General features: G+C 41.2%; 4 protein-coding genes. All 4 read left to right on the top strand.

Translation table 11 applies throughout. The features are described 5' to 3' along the window. On the top strand, nt 1-320 hold a 320-nt coding region (locus AAFM34_RS19785; RefSeq protein ID WP_341665812.1), incomplete at its 5' end, for a type VI secretion system-associated FHA domain protein. Then, entirely contained in the window at nt 313-813 is a 501-nt protein-coding gene (gene tssJ / locus AAFM34_RS19790) for a type VI secretion system lipoprotein TssJ (RefSeq protein WP_341665814.1), read from the top strand. The genes AAFM34_RS19785 and tssJ, both read left to right, overlap by 8 nt. 10 nt (nt 814-823) lie before the next feature. Further along, complete coding sequence (gene tssK, locus AAFM34_RS19795; RefSeq protein ID WP_341665816.1) at nt 824-2,149, top strand: type VI secretion system baseplate subunit TssK; 1,326 nt, start codon at nt 824-826, stop codon at nt 2,147-2,149. Beyond that, nucleotides 2,146-2,937, top strand: coding sequence for a type IVB secretion system protein IcmH/DotU (gene icmH / locus AAFM34_RS19800; protein ID WP_341665818.1), 792 nt, complete (start codon nt 2,146-2,148; stop codon nt 2,935-2,937). Before tssK ends, icmH begins: the two co-directional genes overlap by 4 nt. Nucleotides 2,938-3,107: the final 170 nt, after the last annotated feature.

Here is a 3,107-nt window from a genome sequence, read left to right on the forward strand (position 1 = left end):
TGATAAGTTTAATGCTCGATCTCAACAAACAGAGCATGCTCTCCCCGAATGAACTGGTGGAGCAAATGCTAGATGAAATTGGCGAGCATAAATCACTCTACGAGCAAGCTCTAAATAGTTATGTTCAGCAAAGTATTAGTCAGTATGATCCTATAGTGTTTGAGCAAAAAAATGAAAATAAGGGCTTTTTGATCAAACAAAAATTATGGGATTTATACAAATTACATTACTTAGAGAGTTTGAAGGGTGTTCATGGTGTTGGCACAAAGAAACTCGTACAAGAAAACTACAATAGGTTGTTAAAAGAAAAGCATGCGTAAACTTACCTACCTAACAATCCTGCTATTCTTGTCAGGCTGCTCTATGTGGGAGCAATTTAAAGAATCAAGTGGTATTACGCCGGAAACCTCTTCTATTGAGCTTATTATTGAGGCTTCTCCTCAGCTGAATGTGCGTAAAATGGGCCAACCTTCTCCAGTTATTTTGCGTATTCACGAGCTGTCGTCTCCTGTTTTGTTTCGCAATCTTGACTTTTTTGCATTATTTGACAATGACAAGGCATCTCTTGGCGATGAATACATAAAGCGCTATGAGTATCAGCTAAAACCTGGTGAGCAAATTCATCAAGTATTAGAGTTGGATCCGTCAACAAGAGCGCTTGGCTTTTCTGCAGCTTTTCGTGACATCAATGGCTCATCATGGAGAAAAATCGAGCTAATTGAAGAAAAATCTGAGTACTTCCTAAAACTTAAGCTAGATGAAAACGAGTTATCGTTCGACTCGACGCGTGGAATTGAGCAAACCTACTTTTAAGGGGCACGAGATGTCGCTATATAATCCAGTCGTGTGGCAAGATGGCATGTTTATGAAGCCACAACACTTCCAACAGTTAGACCGTTCTCAGTCTAAGCGTAGTAGTATGTTGTTTTCGAGCAGCTCTCCATTATTGTGGGGAGTCAATCATATAAAGATAAACACCGAGCTTTTAACTCAAGGGAAAATTGCTGTGACAAGTGCGGCAGGAGTACTTCAAGATAAAACGCCTTTTGATTTACCCGCTCTAGCAGATGTTCCCGATGTTAAAGAGATTGACCCCTCAGTAACCGATAAAGTCATTTACTTGTGTTGTCCACTTCCGTCTGAAAGGGAAGAGTTGTTTGGATCTGATCGAGGCGATGCACGTTACACCGTGAGTTATCAAGACGCAGTTGACTCATGCTATGATAGTGAAGATACTGCAAATATTGCCGTAGGCAAGCTGAAGTTTTGCCTGATGTATGAAGATGAGGATCGCAGTGCGTACACTGGTATTCCAATTTTGAAAATATCAGAAGTGAAGACTGATGGCAGCATCGTTCTCGATGATCGCTATATCCCTACTTGTATTGATATTAAGGCTTCAGAATTACTATCTAAATTTACCAATGAATTTGCTTCCATGCTAAAGCATAGGGCAGAGTCTATTGTTGAGCGCCTTGGTTCTGTTGATCAGCAGGGAGTGTCTACTGTATCTGATTTTATTCTTTTACAAGCACTTAATCGCTATGAACCCTTATTTTGGCATTTTTCCAGTGTTGAGGGTGTACACCCAGAATCCTTGTATAGGATTCTTTTACAAGTAGAAGGCGAATTGTCTACTCTGTGTTCAACATCCCGCCGACCACCAGAGTTTGTTGAATACAATCACGGTGATTTAACTGTTTGCATGTCAAAAGTATTGGAACATACCAAACGCACTCTTAGCGTGATGTCTGAACAAAGAGCTATACCACTGACGCTTCAGGAACAAAGCTTCGGTATTCGTACAGCAGTGATTCCGGACAAGAAGGTAGTTGAGTCCGCCACCTTTATTCTTGCGGTCAAAGCGGATGTTACGCTGGATATCCTTCATACTCAGTTTGTCAGCCAAACCAAAATCGGTTCAATTGATAATATTCGTGACTTAATTAATCTCCAGCTTCCTGGAATTGGAATTAAACCTATGCCTGTTGTACCACGAGCATTGCCTTATCATGCAGGTTACACTTACTTTGAATTGGAAAGAGCGAGTGAAGAGTGGGCTGCATTGGAGCAGGCCTCTGCTATTGCGGTTCATGTATCTGGTGATTTTGCTAATTTATCGCTGCAACTATGGGCTGTAAGAGTATGAGCTACGTAGATAATGATGTAACGGTTGTTTTATTCCAACCCGATTTGGGCAAGCCGATGGAGGTAATGCCCGCCCCAGATTTATCCCGAAACATAGCGCTTAAAGATCCCAGCATAGATAAAATGGGAGTGAACCCACTGGTTGATCAGTTCTCATGGCTAATTGCTAGCCTCTCTTGCATGTCTTCCATTCCTTGGTTGGAAGACCCTCAACCGTTTAGGGAACAGATTGCTCGAGAAATTCGTAAGGGCGAGCGAAAGTTGAATGAGATGGAAGTTGATCGAGCATCGGTATTGGTAATTCGGTATTGTCTCTGTGCTGCTATCGACGAAGCAGTTTGTCGCCAAGAATGGGGAGCTAACAGTAATTGGAGCCAAAATAGTTTGCTTGCTGAGTTCCATAATGAAACTTCTGGTGGCGATAAGTTTTTTACCATCCTTGAGCGCCTTAAAGCTGATCCTAGACGCTATAGGTATGTGATTGAGTTGCTTTATTTACTGATACAGTTAGGGTTTCAAGGTAAGTATGGTAGGGAAGAAAGGGGACAAGAGAAACTCTCAGATATCGCCAATACCGTCTATCGTTTGATTAAAGACGAGAGGATGGAGGAAAATGAGAAAGTCTCCCTAGTTAATTTAAAGGCCAAGTATCTCAAGCAACCTTTAAAACGGGTTGTTCCGCCAAAAGTGACACTGGGTATATCTGCATTAGTATTTTCAATTATGTACTTTATCACCTATGTGATCATTGATACTAACTATCAGAGCTTGTTGACCAATTTCCAATAAGAGTCTGCACTTTGCAGACTTTTCCTTCTAAGTTATTTTCTGCTAAAAAATCTCAAACTCTTCGGTTTACCAACGCATTCTTTCTTCATCATCCTAGGGACTAGCTTCGTAGCGAAGCGCTGAGGAATCCCCTGATAATTTAGATAAAAATCATCAAGTTAAGGTAGATG

Origin of the sequence: Vibrio sp. (genome assembly GCF_038138445.1) — a bacterium.
Taxonomy (GTDB): Bacteria; Pseudomonadota; Gammaproteobacteria; order Enterobacterales; family Vibrionaceae; genus Vibrio.